This is a genomic window from Granulicella sp. L56 (assembly GCF_009765835.1).
GTDB lineage: Bacteria > Acidobacteriota > Terriglobia > Terriglobales > Acidobacteriaceae > Edaphobacter.
This window is the reverse complement of record NZ_LMUS01000006.1, coordinates 2,293,505-2,312,357: the sequence shown is the minus strand read 5'-3', so window position 1 is coordinate 2,312,357 and position 18,853 is coordinate 2,293,505. Positions and strand designations below refer to the sequence as shown.

At 51.7% G+C, this 18,853-nt stretch carries 13 protein-coding genes; 4 read left to right on the top strand and 9 right to left on the bottom strand.

Annotated features, from left to right (window positions below; all coding sequences use genetic code 11):
* Positions 1-18: 18 nt before the first annotated feature.
* The 5 genes from GSQ81_RS17350 to GSQ81_RS17330 form a co-directional block, all read right to left on the bottom strand.
* A complete protein-coding gene (locus tag GSQ81_RS17350) occupies positions 19-498 on the bottom strand; it encodes a DUF6644 family protein (protein ID WP_318523733.1) in 480 nt (159 codons plus the stop codon).
* A 42-nt stretch (positions 499-540) separates the two neighbouring features.
* Positions 541-1,035, bottom strand: a complete 495-nt coding sequence (locus GSQ81_RS17345; protein ID WP_158911882.1) for a DUF6644 family protein — start codon at positions 1,033-1,035, stop codon at positions 541-543.
* Between the two features lie 258 nt (positions 1,036-1,293).
* Positions 1,294-4,545 (bottom strand): TonB-dependent receptor, encoded by a 3,252-nt coding sequence (locus GSQ81_RS17340; RefSeq protein ID WP_158911881.1) that lies wholly within the window; start codon positions 4,543-4,545, stop codon positions 1,294-1,296.
* A gap of 263 nt (positions 4,546-4,808) precedes the next feature.
* A complete protein-coding gene (locus tag GSQ81_RS17335) occupies positions 4,809-5,324 on the bottom strand; it encodes a heme-binding protein (RefSeq protein WP_158911880.1) in 516 nt (171 codons plus the stop codon).
* 6 nt (positions 5,325-5,330) lie between these two features.
* Positions 5,331-5,831 carry a rhodanese-like domain-containing protein gene (locus GSQ81_RS17330; protein WP_216846461.1) on the bottom strand — a complete coding sequence of 167 codons (501 nt, stop codon included), beginning with the start codon at positions 5,829-5,831 and terminating at the stop codon, positions 5,331-5,333.
* Positions 5,832-6,392: 561 nt separating this feature from the next.
* Here GSQ81_RS17330 and GSQ81_RS17325 point away from each other — a divergent pair.
* Positions 6,393-7,037 carry a response regulator transcription factor gene (locus GSQ81_RS17325; protein WP_158911879.1) on the top strand — a complete coding sequence of 215 codons (645 nt, stop codon included), beginning with the start codon at positions 6,393-6,395 and terminating at the stop codon, positions 7,035-7,037.
* A gap of 65 nt (positions 7,038-7,102) precedes the next feature.
* Here the strand turns inward: GSQ81_RS17325 and GSQ81_RS17320 are convergent, their stop codons facing one another.
* The gene (locus GSQ81_RS17320) at positions 7,103-8,503 is read right to left on the bottom strand and encodes an ATP-binding protein (RefSeq protein WP_158911878.1); all 1,401 of its coding nucleotides are present in this window, start codon (positions 8,501-8,503) and stop codon (positions 7,103-7,105) included.
* A gap of 430 nt (positions 8,504-8,933) precedes the next feature.
* Here GSQ81_RS17320 and GSQ81_RS17315 point away from each other — a divergent pair, with 430 nt between their 5' ends.
* Entirely contained in the window at positions 8,934-12,416 is a 3,483-nt protein-coding gene (locus GSQ81_RS17315; RefSeq protein WP_254060272.1) for a carboxypeptidase regulatory-like domain-containing protein, read from the top strand.
* A 206-nt stretch (positions 12,417-12,622) separates the two neighbouring features.
* On the opposite strand, the gene GSQ81_RS17310 is transcribed toward GSQ81_RS17315, so the two are convergent.
* The 3 genes from GSQ81_RS17310 to GSQ81_RS17300 form a co-directional block, all read right to left on the bottom strand.
* A complete protein-coding gene (locus GSQ81_RS17310) occupies positions 12,623-12,976 on the bottom strand; it encodes an L-rhamnose mutarotase (protein ID WP_158911877.1) in 354 nt (117 codons plus the stop codon).
* Positions 12,977-12,978: 2 nt separating this feature from the next.
* Positions 12,979-14,517 (bottom strand): glycosyl hydrolase family 39, encoded by a 1,539-nt coding sequence (locus GSQ81_RS17305; RefSeq protein ID WP_216846460.1) that lies wholly within the window; start codon positions 14,515-14,517, stop codon positions 12,979-12,981.
* 274 nt (positions 14,518-14,791) lie between these two features.
* Positions 14,792-15,952, bottom strand: coding sequence for a substrate-binding domain-containing protein (locus GSQ81_RS17300; RefSeq protein ID WP_158911876.1), 1,161 nt, complete (start codon positions 15,950-15,952; stop codon positions 14,792-14,794).
* Positions 15,953-16,959: 1,007 nt separating this feature from the next.
* Between GSQ81_RS17300 and GSQ81_RS17295 the strand changes: the two genes are divergently transcribed.
* Positions 16,960-18,390 carry an arabinose isomerase gene (locus GSQ81_RS17295; protein WP_158912318.1) on the top strand — a complete coding sequence of 477 codons (1,431 nt, stop codon included), beginning with the start codon at positions 16,960-16,962 and terminating at the stop codon, positions 18,388-18,390.
* A 131-nt stretch (positions 18,391-18,521) separates the two neighbouring features.
* On the top strand, positions 18,522-18,797 hold the full coding sequence (locus GSQ81_RS20370; protein ID WP_371715349.1) for a helix-turn-helix domain-containing protein: 276 nt from the start codon (positions 18,522-18,524) through the stop codon (positions 18,795-18,797).
* The last annotated feature ends 56 nt before the right edge of the window (positions 18,798-18,853 follow it).

The window sequence follows — 18,853 nt, the reverse complement described above, 5'->3', positions numbered from 1 at the left end:
CAGTGTTAATCCTACTAGCTACACATATCCAATTGCGCGACCAGCCAGACCAATGCTGAACCATAAAATAAGAGAAACTATCGCGCCAGCTTTTAGCCAGCTTGAATTGTTTTCCCAATCAAGTGTGTGTCGCGCCACTCTTGTTTGAAGTGTGAAATGGAAGCATAGCGCAAGGAAAAAGAGACATATTTTAAGCCGAAACGCAGGATTGTAGTAATAACGAATCGGGCCATTCGCCATGAGGAGAAATCCAGATACAAACATTACAATCACCCCTCCAACTGTCAACGGCAGTAATTCCCGTGCTACCTGAGACTTTGATTGCGTCTTGAATCCAAGGCCGAGAAGTCGTAGATCCACTAACAGGACAGCACCCCCAAACATGGCAAGGGCGAGAAGATGGCCAATTTCGACGATGGCGAAACCCCATGTCGAGTCGCGCATGATGACTCCGATGTGGGACTTGGCCAGCCAGTGGCAGAATCCTAGAATAGTCATATTGAAAAATCACCCTTCGAATGCTGGCAGCAGTACAGATATTTAGTGCAGGTATGCAATCATTCGACCGGCAATGATGATCCCGGCCCAAAGAGTCAATGAGCAGGTCGCTGCGATACGAGCTCGGAGCGGGGTTACATTCGAGATATCCCAAGTATTGACCTTACGATAGATTGTGAGGTGAAAGATGAGTGGATTTAATCCAACCAGGATGAGGAGGATTAATTTAATGCGAAATGCCCAATTGTAATAGTTGGTTTCCGCCTCAGCGATCGTAAGAAGTAATCCAGTAGCAAACATGATAAAAAACCCCGTCCATGTCCACGGCAACACTTGCCTTGCAATTCCAGAGACGGGCTCACGTTTCATGATCAGACCCAGTAACCGAAGGTCCAGAATGGCAATTGTGCCAACCAGCACTGCGATACTTAGCACATGGATTGATTCAATAATAGGAAATACCCATACCGATTCACGGATTGCGGTCGAAAGGTGGGTTCCATAAATCCATTGACATAGATGTAGCAGAATATGCATTCGTCTAGTTCCGTATTCGGGTCTTAAGATTTTTACAAGAAATGATGATGGTGCTTGCTAGGGGAAACTATGATTCGTGCGAAGGGCGACAAGAGTAGTTATTCGTCAATGCAATCTTTCGGCGACGACACGAAACTGATGAAAGATAGCCGCTGGCGTATAACTATATTTCGCGAAATCGAATTGCAGTGTAGTTTTCGACACGATAGAGATCTTAGGCGGCAACAGCTAAGATCAACGGGAAGACGCGACTACTTATCAGAACAAGAACTTGATTGCAAGTTGATTTTCTCGCGGCGCTCCGGCAGTCGTAATGATTCCAAATGCCTTGGACGCTCCTACGTCCAATCCAGGAGATCCAAAGTGCGGTGTATTAGTCGCATTGAACGACTCGAATCGCAACTGCGCCGTGAGACGCTCGCTGATGACAAGGGTCTTGTGGATGCCAGCGTCAATGTTTACCGTGCCCGGAGATATCAGAAGGTTACGGCCAGCATTTCCATAGGTACCCGACGGATTTGCCGAAAAGGCACTCGTGTTGAACCATTCGCGTGGTGAGGGCTTGTTAAGCTTCCATCTACCGATAACATTAGGACGATCCGCAGTTCCACCGGTATTCGACGGGTTAGCAGCCTCGGTCAGATTTAGCGGCGTGCCCGAACTCAACGTCACAATTGGAGTCACACTCCAACCACCAAGTGCCCCATCAACCCATTTGTTCCAACTGCTGCCGAAATGTCTACCTCGGCCAAATGGAAGCGGATAAACCGTACTGCCAACGAAGTGATGTCGCATATCTGTGCTCGTCACGGCTTGTTCAGCATTAATATTGGACTGGTTTTGAATCCCACTAATGTCACCGATACCAATCGTCTTTGAAAAGGCGTAGGATGCAATGAATGTAAGGCCGTCGGCATAACGCTTTTCAGCTTTTAACTGTAGCCCATTGTACTGACTCCATCCTTCCTTCCTAATTCGAATAACATCTGCCAGAGTGATGATAGGGCTACCGGCTACCGGAATTGTAGTAGAAGTGAAAGCTCGATATCCGTTGATACCAGATGGAGGAAGCAATGAAGTTGGCGTGGGTGCTGCTGGATTACCATCGACCTGCCACCAGTTATGGTCAAATTTGTTCGCATAGTATCCTACCTCCGTAAGAATCCCAAATGGTAACTCGTGTTGGACATTAAGATTCCACTGTTGATCTGTGGGAACCTTGGCACGACGATCATAGGAAGCTAATTCAACATTTTTTCCATTTGTAAAAGAAAGCGTGCCCTCCGGAAATCCGGCTGCCAGGTAATTAGTGGGAATGGTTGCATTCGGAGAGATGGTCACGCGGGGCAGGCTATTTGGAGGATTGATTTCGAGGGACTGCATTCCGCCGAGCGTGATGAGATTAGAGTAAAAGATGCCGTATCCGCCACGAATAACAGTTTTTTTGTCTGGAAGACTGTATGCAAACCCGGCACGCGGAGCCACGCCGGTGTAGCTCACATTCTGAAGTGCGCGGTCTGGAATACTGTTCCCCTTCGAACCTGCCTGGACAAGTTGCGGCTTGTCAGGATCAGTATCCATATCGAAGTTGGCGATCGCATTGTGCTTATCTACTGGAGGGGGACTGATTTCGTAGCGCAACCCCAGATTTAGGGTTAGATTTCGATTTACCTTCCAATCATCCTGAACAAATAAGTGAGTATATGGAGTGCGGAAATTCAGGAGAGCAATACTAGATAATTGCTCCTTGGAAGATGTACCGAGAAGGAAATCAGCAAATGCCTGATCCGCGGTGCCCGATCCTCCCGATTTAGATGTGTACTCTCCATTGAAATTGAAAATGCCGCTGGATCTCTGAGAGCTGTTGAAATTGGTCTGCAACCAGAATTCCTGCCATCCAAACTTTAGAGCATGGCGTCCGCGGTTCCAAGTAATGTCGCCGGCAATTTGACGATCTTCGCTGGAGTCGATATTCGGAACATTGCTCACACCAAGGGTTGCATAATTTGTAACCGCAATTTGCGAAAACCCTGGGTAGACCGTCTCAACACCCGAAATTCCTATCGAGGTCAGCGTCTGATTGGGAAGGAAGTTATGCCAGTAGAGAAAATTCCAACCGCTCCGTACGGAGGCCAATACTGTAGGCGACCACGCAGTGTTGTAGCCGACTACAAAGCTGAGACTGTTTGTGGTTTGCGAACCGGATCCAGTATAGTTCTGGCCATCCAATGGAGGTAAAGGCGCAACAAGGCCATTATTCACCTGTTGCGAACTGAATCGCTCGTACAGGCTCTGTTTGCTGTTTAATATCTGATCAGAGCGAATATCCCATCGATAGTTATTAGAAGGCTCAGGACTGTTGTACAGATAGTTGTACGAGTTGCCAGGCGCACTAAAGTTAGCTTGAGGAAAATAGTTCAACACTCTCTGAGAGATTGTATCGAACCGGCCAGAAGGGATCTGATTTCCCAAAAAGGCTGTGCGGGTTTTAGTGGAAGCGCTATAGGTTGTTGGATCGTAGATGGTCGTTGAAAAACTACCGCTCCGTTGCGCCGCCGTGGGAACCAGACTATAGGTCGGAATCTGCTGTCTGAGACGAAAGAACTCGATATCCCCAAAAGCAAAGATGCGATCCCTGCGAATCGGCCCACCGATAGTCCCGCCAAAATCATTTTGCTTGTATGGAAGTGCCTGCTGGGCAAAATAATTGCGTGCATCGGTTGCATCATTGCGTAGAAACTCGAAGACACTCCCATGGACTGCGTTGGTGCCAGACTTCAACTGCACGCTAACGACACCTGAGGAGGAACGCCCATACTCGGCCGAATAACCGTTTGTCACCACTTTGAACTCCTCGATGGCATCGACCGACGGCTTGATAATCTCTTTTTGACCGCTATGACCTGTCGAGATCTGTTGGTTATTGTTGTCAAGCCCGTCCAACAGGAAGGCCACCTGGCTTCCAGCCTGACCACCTATTCCAATTCCTCCGCTTGTACCAAGCGCTGGCGTAGTGCCGGAGGAAAGGGTTGCCAACTGAAGATAATCACGTCCACTGCCCCCCCCATTAAGGGGTAGGGCAGCAATCTGCTGATTCGTGATAACCGTTCCGACTGTTGAGTCGGAGCTCTGAAGTAGACCTTCTGGATTTGCCTGGACATCCACAGATTCGAAGACTTGTCCTGGTTCTAGTACAGCATCAAGTTGACGGACCGCGCCAATATCCAGGATCACTCCCGATTCTCTAAATTGCTTGAATCCTTTGCTTTCAATAGCAACGCTATATACGCCGATGCGTAAGGGGGGCGTTCGATACTGTCCGTTACTGTTCGTAGTCACCTTAGTTATGGCGGCGGTAGCGAGATGAGTCAGTGTCACACTTGCATTTGCAATGATTCCCTGGGAAGAATCCGTGACTGTACCTACAACAATGGCGTTCGTCGCGACTTGAGCCGACATATAGGTCGCCCCTGCCAATATCCCTAACGCCATTAATATGTGCTTGAACATAAAATTTATCCTGATCCGAACAAGGGAAGCTGAGAAATCCAGTAAAATCTGCAATTCGGCTATACCTGCGCTGAACATTAAATTAAGTTGTTGTGAACTGTACTTCAGAGTCGACGTCGCGAACTAGTCGACAGAGCGCGATGAGCACATAAGCTAACCGGTAGATGCGCCAAAGCCTGATACATAATGACGCGCTAATTCCTCTCGTGGCGAAGAGTAAAGGTCTTCGCCACGATGCATCGCAGATGCTGAGCTAACACGAGTTACTTTAACAAGACAGCGATTTTTGCAATTCCCGCCGCTGCACATGCCTCATCTTTTTCTCCTCCAGGAGCTCCACTTACTCCGATCGCTCCAATCACTTGATTACCTGCCTTAATCGGAAGGCCACCAGCCGCACCAACAGTCCCTTCAATCTCCGGGTGCGGAGTTTTCGCCGAGGCCCAAGCCCTTGCAGTTTCGGCAGAACTACGCTTGAAGGTAAGAGCTGTATATGCTTTGCGTCGGCTATGCTCCAGGGTATGGGGACCGGTTTCATCCCCACGTATCTGAGCTTTAACTAAGCCGCTGTTATCCAACACCGATAAGCTCACGTGATATCCATCAGCGTGGCACTTATCCAGGGCTCCATGGGCCACCGCTAGTGCCGCGTCCACAGAGAGTGCTTTTTGAGTTACAAGCGTTTGTGCTCTACTGATGGCAGTGCCAGCAAGGAATGCCACAATAATGAGCGGTGCGTTGATAAGGTTACGAAATCGCTTCAGGTTAAAGCTTGTCATGGCCGCTTAGTTGTTGCTCCCTTCGCCAGCCGAAGCCTTAGTCGCAGTACCATCCGCACCGGCATTTGCATGGGGCGCAGGAATCGGGAACTTCACAGCGAGAGTGCCGCCATCTTTTTGATAGATATCCGCACCCACTGCTCCCAGCACCTTGAAGCCATTACTTTCCAATAGATCAGCCGCATAACCTGCACGGCCTGAATGATTCGAAACCGTGATGATTTCTCGGTCCTTTGGAATTTCGCCAAGATGATTCTTCAGGTCCTTCAATTGAATGCTGAGGTATACAGGAAAGCCACCGAGCGTTGAAACCTCATCTGGCCGACGTACATCGATCAATAAAACCTTGTCTGGATGTGCAAGATAGGCGTCAAATTCCGCGTTCGTTAGCTTTTTTGCTTTGCTCGGCGCGCGGTGACCTGCATGAGCTTCCACCGCAGGCTTTGGCGCTTCCTGCGCAAAGGCGGCTGCAGACATCATCGCGAGTACAACAAATTTCTTGAGCATTTATCTAGTCCTCTCTGGTTGAAATTTCTCGGTTTAACAACAGATCCGAACACGGGCACAAAGCCAACCCGCATATAGGACACACCCCAACAGCGGCAGCTTTCCACATCTGGGAATTGGGCCTCATTAGCGCTTCATGTTCGACTTAGGATTTAGGGCTTACTAGCTGACAGAGAAAAGACCCACTCCGAGGTAGTAGCGAGCGGGTCTTTCTTCAATGCGGATAGAAATATCGCAGGAGAAGCTAGTTCGTCGCACACACCATTGGTCGCCATGAACATGGGATAGACATGGTCGGACAACAATAAATGTGTGGATAGGAGGTCACACGTTCAAGTTATTGTGAGCTGTGCCACTTGTCAAGTATTTTAAATTGAAAGGTTGTAGCCATCTGTCACTCAAGAACGCAGCTAGAGGAACTGAAGACCACTCGCACCATAGCCTCTTTGAGGCTTATTCCTTTCATCGGTTTGTTCAACCGCAGGTTTGTCGCTATACCCAAATCAGTTGGGACTGCTCCAAAGTTCGTTCTTGCTGCTAGATGCCATTGGGAGTTACCAGATGCATAAAATTCGTCTCTTGCTATTAGACGACCATATCTTGTTCCGCGAGGGTCTAACGCGGCTCTTGGCAACGGAAGAGGAGTTCGAAATTGTTGCGCAGTGTGGGACAACCTCGGAAGCAGTCAATCTGCTTGAAAGCCATGCAATTGACTTGGTATTGCTGGATTTTGATCTTGGCTACGACACAGGCTTGTGCTTCATATCTTCGGCAGCGGCGGCAAGAAGTACGAGCAAGATTTTACTCGTCACTGCAGGTCTTAGCGCGGCCGATTCTGAGATGGTATGGAATCAAGGCATTTCTGGAGTCTTTCTTAAACACGGTTCTCCTGCCACACTTCTCCAGGCAATTCGCGCTGTCGCCGCCGGCCGCAAATGGATCGATCTCAAGGTGGCTCCGCCTTCTCCCACTCAATCGCGCTTGGATGAACCAAAAGTTGGAGAGATACTAACCTCTCGTGAGCAACAGGTGTTGCGATGTGTGTTTGAAGGCCTCATTAACAAGCAGATCGCCGCTCGAATTGGAATCTCACAGAGTTCGGTCAAGGCTACCCTGCAACACCTATTTGAAAAAACGGGAGTGCGAACTCGCAGCCAACTTGTTCGTTTCGCCATTGAAAGGTCACTGGAGACCGACAAGAGATAGCGGTCCAGAAGAATATGGAAAAGGGCCTGCCATCCATCCCTCGTCTCAAGCCAGCATTGCTAATGCTAGTCCGGTAGTGCCAGGAGATCCAGAATAAAAGAACACCCCACTGCAGTAGGAACCTGACGAAGATCACCCTGAAACGAGCGAGCGAAAGCACGTGACAGATATAGGCCCAATCCCGTTGCATGTGCGCCTCTTTGCAAAGGTTGAAACAGCTCGTGTCCGATAGGGATACCGGGGCCACTGTCGGTAACAGAAATTGAAATACCTTCCGACGTCCTTCGCGCTACGATTTCAATCCACTTGATCTTGGTGTTTTCCAGGGCGCGCTGACTATTCTTCGTCAAATTAAGCAATATCTGCATCAGCAACTGACGATCCGCGCGAGCGCGGGGAAGATCCCCGGGGATATTCCATCGAAGCTCGATCTCCGAATCTTCACAGGAAGGCTCGAGCACAATCCGCAAATCAGTCAGTACCTCTTGGATATCGAAATGCGAGAACGTGAGACCTCCCGTGGAACGCTTCAACTCGAGTGAAGCGATCTTGCTGAGTGTCTGAATAAGAGAGCCAAGAGATTCAAAATCCTGATTTTCGCGTAACAGCCCGCTCCTGGCTAAGTTCTCGTGAACCACTCCGATCGCTCCGCATACATTTCTCACCTCATGCGATACGGCTGCTACTAGAATGCGCGATCCTGCCAAGAGCTGTTGAAAACTCGACTCCTCGCGCTCACGTAGATGCTCAGATGCGTCCACAATAAGCGCCGCCAACCGTGGCCCTGCTGCCGTACGGTAGGTTGAGAAGAACACGTTGGCGAGGAACACATCCCCTTGTTCCCGCTGGCCTCGTGTCTGCATCTCGGTTCGATAGATATTAGTCGTCTCGTCAAGAGAAGGAACGGAACCGAGCGCAGGAATGTAGCGCGCAATACGCCTTCCGACAAGACTGCCCACAGGAACGTCAAGCAACAGATGTGCGGCCGGGTTGGCCAGGAGTATCTGTCCATCCGAAGTCATTGTGAGAACAGCAGCTGGACTGCTTTGAATCAGAAACTCCAACTGCTCTTCTGCCGCAAGCCGGGCTTCTACCTCCGTTTGGCGCGCCGCCATTTCTTCTCTCAGCCGCGCCAGGCTAGCCATTTCTGATCGATATCCCTTCGCTATCCCTCGGGAGAGCAGCCCTGTAGTGGCCAGGGTCAAAAAGATCAGAATGCTTCGCGGGATTTCCATATCCATAGGAAAGGAATCGAGCTTTATTGACAGGTACATGCAGAAGACAGCAACTAACAACAGTTGCCATCTGCGCATGATCGTTCCCAGCATTGCGATGGGAAAGATGTATAAGAAACCAAGCGTTGCGTTAATTACAAATCTCCAATCACACACGGCAATGACGGAGATGAGAATGCCAGATGCTGCGAATACGCTTGTCGGACGCTGCCGCAACCACCATCGAGTCATACATTCACTCCTGCCTGATCGTACCAAGCGTGGTGGCTACGCGTTCAAATAAAAGGGGAACGCAAGAAATGGCCGAAAGATACTCTGCGTCGACCACTAAAGTACCCCTCCTTTTGCTAATTTTGTTATAAGCACTATGAGCAGTCGCGAATACAACCATAAACTCGATATGGCGCTGGTGCGTTTATGCTGCGGCAATGCCGGGTGCGCTTGTTGTCCCGGCGCTCGATGCAATCCAGCACGATAGAAGGTCGCAAACCGCTGAGGCTTTTCTTGAGATCCAGCGACGATCGCGACTTCATTTCTTGATCATTTGCGTGAGTATAGGGCGTCGAGACGCTAAGTCTTTGTTTTTTTTGCGCTCCGTTTGCCGCAATAGCTAAGCCTGGAGTGGGAATTGTTCAGACAGAGATTGGTTTCATCCATTATTGTGGCCAGAACAGCTCGTTATCTTCTGGTTTTTTTATTTCTTTTTCTTGCAGCCGGTTACTTACTGGCAGCAACTGGGGGTAGCATTTCCGGTGCGATTGCGGACCAAAGCGGGGCTGTAATTCAAGGAGCCACGCTGAAACTGATCAATCTCGCCCAGCGAACGATCTACCAAGGCATCTCCGACAAGCAAGGACTCTACTCATTCCCAGACCTTCCGGTCGGACGCTACGATCTCACCATCGAAGCTAGCGGATTCGCTCCGCAGCGAAAGGCAAATCTGACAGTGGACGCGGCTTCAGCTATTCGGGTGGATGTCGCTCTAGCCGTAGGGTCACAGTCTGACACCGTGACAGTCACAAGTGAGACTGGTGTGCAGGTAGAGACCTCGACAACGAACCTTGGCGAAGTTGTATCGGGATCACAGATGACAGCGCTCCCATTGAACGGGCGTAGCTACACTGACCTACTGGCAATTCAACCGGGCGTGGCCCCTATCTCAACCTTGTTACCCAGCTCTGTCATTATGGCAGGCGTCACCGGCGGCATCGATCCGTCTGGCAATTTGAATCCAGGCAACCTCTCCATCAACGGCCAGCGCGAGTCCTCCAACGGATTTCTAGTGAACGGAATTGACGTACAGGAGCACATGAATGGCGGCACCTCGATCATCCCAGATCTTGATTCAATCGAGCAGTTCCGCGTACTGACTACGAATTTCGATCCTGAGTACGGAAACTACAACGGCGGAATTGTCACCGTCATCACCAAGCTAGGGTCTAATCAATTTCACGGCAGAGCGTTCGAGTTTTTTCGCAACACAAATCTGGATGCAAGGGGCTACTTCGATCCTACCCGCTCCGCCTTCAATCAGAGTCAGTTTGGCGGAGCTATCGGAGGACCGATCAAAAGCGACAAGCTCTTCTTCTTCACCGACTATCAGGGAACACGCACGACTCAGGGAGTTTCGACAGGGAACATCTCAGTTCCTACCGTCGCGCAGCGCAACGGCAACTTTTTCGATCCGAAGACACAGATGAATGCGCTTACAGGGAATGTGAGCGGTCCCTATCTGGCTTCTCTGCTGACGCAGAAACTTGGCTATGCGGTCGCTTCAGGAGAAGCATACGCTGCCGTCTTTCCAAATGGAGTGATTCCACAAAGTGCATGGTCGGAGCCGGCCAATAACCTTCTGCAATACATTCCATCTCCGAACTCGGGTACGAGTCAGTTTTCAACGTCAGCGTTTTCGCAGACGGTTCGGGATGATAAAGGATCGGTACGCGTCGACCTCAATAACAGGCTAGGGCAGTTGTCCGGCTATTACTTCTTAGATGACTACCGACTGGACAATCCATATCCAGGGGCGGTCGCCGGAGCGAGCATTCCCGGATTCGATGCGCTGACAATCGGGCGTGCACAACTCTTCTCTCTGGGGGATACGAAGGTTCTTGGCATAAACACTGTCAATGAATTTCACGTTGGCTATCTCCGCGATGCAAACATCATCGGCCAGCCGAAGGGCGGCCTCGGCGTTAGCCTGGCATCGCAAGGCTTTGCATCTGGAACTGATTCAGGGATTTATGTGCAGGCTCCACAGTTCGAAGGCGTGGAGAACATCACCTTCCCCACATTTATCATGGGCGTGCCGATCACTAATCTGACGCAGGTAAACAATACCTGGTACGTGAGTGACGGAATCTCCAGAGCGATGGGTTCTCACACGCTCAAGTTTGGCGGTCAGTTCCATGCGGATGAAGTCAACGAACACCCGAACGCCACCTTCAACGGGACCTTCAACATTAACGGCACCGAGACGGGCAATCCATATGCCGATTTTCTGTTGGGTACTCCAAGTAATTTCACCCAATCTTCCGGTCAGCCGTTCTATCTACGAAATCGCTATTTCGGCCTGTACGCACAGGACAGTTGGCGGGCGCGAAAGAACCTAACGATCAACGCTGGCCTTCGCTGGGATGTCATCATGCCCTGGTGGGAAAAGTTCAACCAAATCCAGACCTATATACCCGGAGCGCAGTCAACGCTCTATCCGGGGGCTCCTTCAGGGCTGGTCGTCGCGGGCGATCCTGGTGTGCCGAAGACACTTGCCCCAACCGGCTACAAGAATTTTGCGCCGAGAATCGGCCTCGCATATTCACCGCAATTTGATCGAGGAATCTGGAGCAGGATCTTCGGAAGCAATGGGCAGAGCAGCATTCGTGCCAGCTATGGCCTCTTCTACACCGCGTTTCAGGGCCTTTCGACAGGCATCATGTACTCAGTTCCTCCCTTCGGTTTCAACTACCTCAGTCCTGGCCCTCCGTTACTGGCGACACCGTTCATTACAGCCGCTACGGGGGTGAACAATGGACAGCGTTTTCCATTCCCCTTTCCGTCGCACAGCGTCTCCGCTTCCAATTTTGATACTTCAGTCAACTGGGCGAACTTCCTGCCTCTTGCAGCAGACCCATTCTTCAATCACACCAATCGCGCGGCCTATACCAGCAACTACATGCTTTCAATTCAGCGGCAGATTACAAAAAATACTCTATTGACTGTGAGCTACGTCGGGAACCAGGGTCACCGCCTGCTTGCGCTTGTCTCAGTCAACCCAGGCAATCCTGCTCTGTGCTTGAGTCTCCCCGGCTGCAGTCCCTTCGGCGAGGACTCGCCGTATACCAACAGTGCCGGACAAACGATCCAGGGAACCCGCGTCGGGCAGGGGCCGAGCTATGGAGAGAACACCTCCGATAGCTCCATCGCGAATTCAAATTACAACGCTCTCGAAGCCACTCTCCGTTATCAGCACTACGGATCACAGTTCCTGCTGAGCTACACCTATGCAAAGTCGATTGATCAAGGATCAAATCTCGGAGAACAGCTCAATCCGATTGATCCCCGGCAAAGTCGTACTATCTCAGCGTGGGATATGAAGCACGCTTTTGTAGGGAGCTATACGTTGGCGCTGCCCGTTACCGAGCTTCTGCGTAAAAGCAATCGTCTTACAGAGCAATGGAGTCTCTCCGGCACAGCCCGCTTCACTACCGGCTTTCCTGTAACGTTATTTGACAACTCGGATAACTCCCTTCTCGGCACACTTGGAAACGGCGCGAATAACTATCTGCTCGATACTCCGCAGCACCTGCCGGGTACACTCAAAATCAATACGAACGGTCGCAATGGTCGTCCAGCTTTCAATGCTGCGCTATTTCCAGAAGAGAATCTTGGTCAGCTTGGAAACGCCAAGCGCCGAATCTTCTATGGTCCGGGGATTGAGAACTTCGACATGACGCTTCAAAAGGGTTTGCGCTTAGCCGACACAAAGTCACTGGAGTTTCGAGCGGAGGCGTTCAACGTCTTTAATCATGCTCAGTTCTATGGCCCGGCATCGGTTGACGGACAGAGAGAAGATCCCAGCTTCGGTCAGATTGAGAGTGCTGCGACTCCTCGCCTTATACAACTGGCAGCGAAGTTCTCATTTTAACGGTCGATCTTGGTATTCGAGTCTTAGCTGCGATTGTCTGCCGTTCCAAGACTTGTTCTAAACAGAAGATTGGACAATCGGGCGATGCCTCTTCTCCGCATCCATCTTCAGCTCGGTAATCAATCGCTTCAATCGTGCGTTTCTACCTCAAGTAAGCGCTCTCTCCTGAGAATACGGTGATGTGCTCTTTGGTGAATCACTCGCTTTCAGGGCAGAAAGAAAACTTCCTCCATCATTGGGAAGCGTTCTCCGGGGCGCAGGCCCTCCTGTGTCGTAAAAAATGGTTCCATGGCTTTCTGCCAGCGCAGGTTTACCGGGTGATCATCGAACTGGCTCCAGGTGGCCTCGAAGTCCACCGCCTTGAAGGTAAGCAGCAGCAAGTTATCCCGGCGGAAGATGGAATATTCGCTGATGCCTCCGCTCTTTAGCATCTCGCGCATCTCGGGCCAAACCTCTTGATGCGCCTTTTCATAGGCTTCGGCTGCGCCCTCCCGCAGCCGAAGAATGAAGGCGAACCTCTTTACCGGTTGGTCTTCGGTGAAATCGGTCTTCGGATTCATCGTCACCAACTCACCACCGACACAGCAAAGGGTTCCAGTTTGATCTTGCCGTCCGCCAGCTTCACGCTGTGTGCTGGTTCATCCCCTGTCGACTCATCCACTGTCAGCGCACTCGCCTTCTGTGCATCCGGCAGCTCAACCTCGACAGCATGATCCCGCTTGTTAGCCAGCAGAAGTTTGTGGCCGTCAGTGGTAAGGAAGCCCTGTGCCTCAACATCGCTCGAAGCCGGACCTCCTAAATTTGTCTCCACCAGCGAGTCGCCCGCATGGAAGTTGTCCTTGATCAGCTTGAGTACCCAGAAGCGCGGGTTCGGTTTGTTGTTGATCCAGTTCATCATGCTCACACTGGGATACTGCGTTGGATAGCCAACAAGCTGCGATTCGCCGATGACGTCGATCTGTAGTCGTGAAAGCTCTATATATAAATACGCGTACAAAGAGCCAGCCAGGTTATAGTAGCCGGCTGGCGGTGGCACCTTGTCCGCTGCGGTGTTATCGGTCGGTAGAATGACACCTAACTCATCCAGGTCCGTCTTTGTCTCCGGCGAGAGCCGCTTGCGAATACTCTCGGCGAATCGCACCGTGCTCAAGAATCCATCCGCCTGATCGAAGAACGTGTATTGCCAGTCTGAGATGTTCTGCGAGCGTGTGGGAGACGCGTAGAAGTGGTACGAGATGTAATCCAGCGGGATGCCGTGCTTGTGATTGGCCGGATTGAGAAAGTATTCAAAAAACTCCGGATGTTCTTTAGGTGCCGCAAGCGCCATGCCCATGAACTTTGTATCAGGGCTGGCGCGACGAATCCCTTCGACGATGGCATCATACCGTTTGGTGTAATCCTGGGGCGTCGTAGAATGCTCCGATTCCACCTCATTCAATACTTCCCACACCGGGAACTTGTAATGATGGCCGGACTCATGCCGCACTCCATTCTCATCGGTGAAGCCACCATTTACATACCAACTCACTAGCCGCTCATAGTAGTCGCCCACCTCTTTGCCGGTGGGATCGCGCAATTCCGTGCCTTGCGTGTAGTTCCAGACCGGCTGATTGGGATCGGCCGGATAAGTCACCGGCTTATCGGTCTTGAAGAGCCACGCTGGCATGGTGCTGAAATTCATGACGGTCGGATGCCCCTCCGTCGCGTTCAGAAAGTCAATCGTCATAGGATCGATGAGGCTGAAGTCCCACGAGGTCTTCTGCTTCGTGGATGGCTCTAACTCCGCCACTGCCAACCTGGGATACGGAAGCCAGGGTACATAGCGCACATAGTCCGCACCCAGTTCTTTCACCGCCTTGTAGGCGGCAGTGTTCATCGGCTCACCTCGCCGCAAAGGTGGATTCACTACGATCTGAAACGTAGGCGTTGACTTGGAGACCACCGAGGTCTTGTCCCAGTGGATGGTCAGTTGAAGTGGCTGCTGAGCGTGCAGCGCGACAGGCATCGCAACGCAGGTAAAGCCCACAACAAATAGTCGGGCGAATTCACCTACTGCCCGGTAATGCTGAAACCGATATTTTGTCGCCAATCTTATGTGCATGGTGCACGCTCCTTTTCTTTTTTGCTGTCAGGCAAGATTGCACGTCGCACAACGTCATTACCCGGATAGCGCGAGCTGCAATATTGCCCATAGTGAAACTTCCTTATTCCGGAGATGCTGGGTGGAGTTGACCACTGGAGTGGCCGCAACAACATCAAGCTGGGTCCGCCAAGCTGCCGCGTCTCGTCACCAGAAGATCTAGGGTGAGCACTTCGATAGGGAAATGAATACGCTTTCCCCATGCTGATGCTAGCCAATATTTGCAGGCGGCCGCTCATCTTGATTTTTTTGCTCCAGGACGTACTGCAAAGACTTCACTGGAGAGGGCTCCTTGCGAACTCTGGCGCATGAAGAGCCCATCCCGCAGAATCAGCCTGTGTTCGCAATAGTGAGATGGAGAAACATGTTGCCGCTTCAAACACTGAAGGACGATCGGCAGGATTCTCTCACCGTACTTTTCAGGGAAATAGGCTATGGCACCGATGAGAGGGCTATCGGGGCTTTGCAGTTCGGCCTCGAGATCCAGGTCCGGCCCCCATCCCTGCGACATGATTGCCGTAGACCGTTCCCGTCTCATCTCCCGGATCGCACGAATCGCTCCGCGGGTACAATTGTCGTTGGAAGCTGCGATCAGCAAATGCTCTTTCCGCCCTAAAGACTGGGCGAAATGACGGGTAACCGCATACCCTCCTTTTTCGGTTCCCTTGCCATCCTTGTGAAGCACTTTTCCGTCATCCAATTTGGGTAACACGCTCCGTATTCCGTCGACCGTCCCAAGGACGCGCGCTTGAGGAATGGGACCAGCTTCGGGCAGTTCCAGCAACAGAACGCGGCCTACGTTTCCATTCCACTGATCACTGGCAAACTGTGCCAATGCCTGTCCGCCTAATCTGCCTACCTCATAGTTATCGACACCAAAGTAAATTGCGCTGGGCATGGGGATATCGATCGCCAGAAGAGGTATATCTGCTTTGCGGAACATATCGGCCAGCGCAGGCCCGACTCCAGAATGGAATTCATACTCAATTACAAAATCCACCTTTTGTGCAATTAACCATTCCGCATTCTTTAGGGCTTGTTCGGGGTTCCCCTTGTTGTCGACCACAAGCAACTCCACCTGGGCCTGGGCTGCGGCGTCTACCAATCCTTGAGTCACCCTCTGAACAAAGGGCTGATCAGTGGAGAGTTGAGCATAGCCAACGCGATAGTTCCTGTGACCCAGGGTATGCCTGAACCGCTTGGTCGCCTTGTCCCGTACAACGTAGCCATGTGCTTCCAGGGTACGAAGCATACGGAAGGTCGTGCTCATATCCAGCCCGGATTTTTCGGCAATATCCGTTAATCGCAACTCGACGGAGGCACCTCGCAGGCTATCAAGAACATCGAGCCCCTTTCCCAATACATCAACGTGGTACTGAGCTGGCGCGCGCTTCATCTCCGAAAGGTCTCCGGCAGAAGGCCGCTTTTCTTTTGGCCGTCCCGCCTTACTTTTGGTTTGCATATCCGCTCTGGCCCCCGGGTTGACGACTTCGCTGCACCGCTTCAACATGGCCGCCGATTCTTATGACCCAGCGCAGCACCGCAAGCATAGGGTGGGTTCGAATCGTTTGTCAATTTTATTGAGTGCAATAATTATTTTTCCCTGCAATATTATTGACATCCGGAAACCTGCACTGAATGAAATAAATATTTCCTTGACAAAAACATCTACCACCTTATAAGGTTCCCTTTTAAAGAGGGGTGGGTTTCTCGGTCTTGGCCCTCGAACGAATATCTCAAGGTACGACGCCCCCTTCTGTGCTCTGTAAGAATGCGCTGCATATCGAAGGGAACGTCGGACGCAACAGGCTGGAGAGTCCCGGTGTCAATAACTGGATATGGGCTTGATAAGCGGACGCATGTCACCGAACATCTGACACCCAATTCACTGGCGTAGGAGGAACTCTCCAGGCAGGCTGCTTTGGGATAATTCAAGTAACGCAGGCATCGCATGGCCCGAGAGTGATTCAATTGTCTTTCAAGATAATGTTCTAGGTGGATGAAATCTCCAATGGGATTTCATGCATGTTAAGCCATCTCCTCCCGTGCGTGCCGAGCATCGCGCACGGGAGTTTTTTACGATCAGATCAATCTGCGTTGTAGACTTACCCGAAAGTCACTCAGGAGTTTCCAAAGCAATAGAACGAGCTTTAATTTCTGCTCAAAAGGGCAGGCGAATCATACTCGACTTCAAGCGCGTACGCTAAGTTATGGATGTATCTATAAACGGAGATCAGACGAGCACGCTGCTAAAGAGTCCTTATCTGTGGATATAACTCGTCTGGTTTCTCGAACGAAGTGTGGATGCTCGAAGTCTTTGAAGTCAGGTTCGAGAGACGGACTCACATCGTTCGGACTGCGGCGTGATGCAAATGCAGTTTTTAAGGAGGAAAGAAAGTGACAATGCAGAGTGGGCGGCCGTTGCGAGTGGGCCTATGTGGGATTGGCCTGGATACATATTGGCCGCAATTCACGGGGCTGCGGCAGCGTCTTGAGGGATACGTGGCACAGGTGGGGGCACGATTCGCTCGTGCCGGGGTGGAAGTAGTCAACCTGGGCATGGTGGATTCTCCCGAGCACTCGCATGAAGCCGGCCATCAGTGCCGGCGTGAAGACATCGACATCCTGTTCCTCTATGTCACCACGTACGCCCTTTCAAGTACGGTTCTACCGTTGGTGCAGCGAGCCGGTGTGCCGGTGGTTGTGCTGAATCTGCAGCCCGAGGCAGCAATCGATTACAAGGCATTTAACAAGCTGGACGATCGCACGAAAATGACGGGCGAGTGGCTGGCTTACTGCTCGGCGTGCCCGGTTCCAGAGATCGCCAATGTGATGGCGCGCGCCCGGATTCCCTTCCACCAGGTCACGGGCGTGCTCGATGATGAAGAGACTTGGGGGGAAATCGAAGGATGGGTGGCTGCGGCGCAGGTGCGCGCCACCTTGTCCTCGGCGCGGCTGGGGCTGATGGGCCATTACTACAACGGAATGCTGGACATCATGACCGATGTGACCCTGGTCTCAATCGTCTTTGGCACACATTTGGAGATCGTGGAAGTAGACGAGTTGAGTGCGCTAGAGTCCGAGGTCGGCGAGGCGACTTTAGCGCGGCGACTGGAGGAGTTTTTTGTGTATTTCGATGTGCAGCCTGATTGTGCTCCCGAGGAGTTGCGACGGGCGGCGCGGACATCGGCAGCTCTGGATGTATTTGTTGAGCGACACAAACTCGATGCCCTGGCCTACTACTACATGGGTTCCGGCAATGCGGCTAACGAGGACACCATGAGTTCGATCATTCTGGGAAGCTCGCTACTGACTGCCCGGCACATTCCTGTCGCGGGCGAGTATGAGGTGAAAAATGCCTTGGCAATGAAGATAATGGATGTTCTTGGCGCGGGCGGATCGTTCACTGAGTATTACGCCATGGATTTTAACGACGACCTGGTGCTGATGGGCCACGACGGGCCAGGGCACATCGCCATCTCCGAGGGCAAGACCAAAGTGAGGCCGCTTAAGGTCTACCACGGCAAGGTGGGACGTGGGCTTTCGGTGGAGATGAGCGTGAAGCACGGCCCTGTTACGCTACTCTCGGTCGTGGAGGATGCGGAATCGCGCTTCAAGCTGCTGGTCGCGGAAGGTGAGTGCGTGGCGGGCGAAATCCTCGAGATCGGCAATACCAACAGCCGATACCGCTTCTCGGTAGGAGCACGCGGCTTCGTGAACGCATGGAATGCGCAGGGTCCCGCACATCACTGCGCTGTAGGCGTGGGCCATGTGGCCGCCACTTTGAAGAAGACCGCTGAGTTGATAGGTATTGGCTTTCACCAAGTATGCTAACGCGCTGGCGCATGGTGATCCACATCGCCTTCGCTCACCTACTCCTGCGATGATCTGGTTAGTTTTTAGACAAGCTTCTAGAACGCTGGGCGGCAAAGCTCGACATCTCGCCACGCACGCTAACGAGATGAATTCGCGGGGAAACGGATCTTACGTTTCAGGCATGGAGAAACCAAGTTCGCACTTTTGTGGCCATTCCAATGTTGACCGAGGAAAAGCCGTTGGCCGTGATCGCCGATGCGCTTGGCTACGACACGGTCTGGGCGTTTACTGCAATGTTCAAACGGGTCACAGGAAAAGTTCGAGTCAATATGCGACCGCCGAGTAGGTGTGTTGTCTTTATGGATGGACAAAGACGTCATGCTGCTTCTACTGCATTCCACCAAAGATACTGCAAAAACAGGTAGCTAACGAAGGGGTTCGCGTAGGAATCTGTGATTGGGGTCTCGGCACTGATGAAAAC